Origin of the sequence: Marinomonas gallaica (assembly GCF_001639745.1) — a bacterium.
Taxonomy (GTDB): domain Bacteria; phylum Pseudomonadota; class Gammaproteobacteria; order Pseudomonadales; family Marinomonadaceae; genus Marinomonas; species Marinomonas gallaica.
Genome location: NZ_LTAX01000079.1, coordinates 1 through 269 on the forward strand (window position 1 = coordinate 1; position 269 = coordinate 269).

The 269-nt window shown below is 42.0% G+C and carries 1 protein-coding gene; it reads right to left on the minus strand.

Annotated elements, in window-relative coordinates; translation table 11 throughout:
- A partial coding sequence (locus AYW76_RS18705) for a hypothetical protein (protein ID WP_197467858.1) occupies positions 1-230 on the minus strand: 230 nt, incomplete at its 3' end.
- Between the last annotated feature and the right edge of the window lie 39 nt (positions 231-269).

A 269-nucleotide genomic window follows, 5' to 3' on the forward strand; every position in this document is an offset into this window, starting at 1 on the left:
AGATCGGGTGAAGCATCAATAAATGAACGGAGTAACGCGGTTCTTTCAGCTAACTCGACTTGCGTCTTATCACGTTGATAGACTTCATTTTCAAGATCTTTCATAGCCTCTTCACGGGCTTCTTGTGCCTTGATACGTTCCTCGATCTCTTGATTCAACTTAGCAATATTTTGTTGCAGCTTGTGATTTAGCTCTTGGTCTCGAGAACGCATATCTTTGAGTTTAGACACCAACTTAGACAATCTTTGGCGAGACTCTTCTAACTGGTC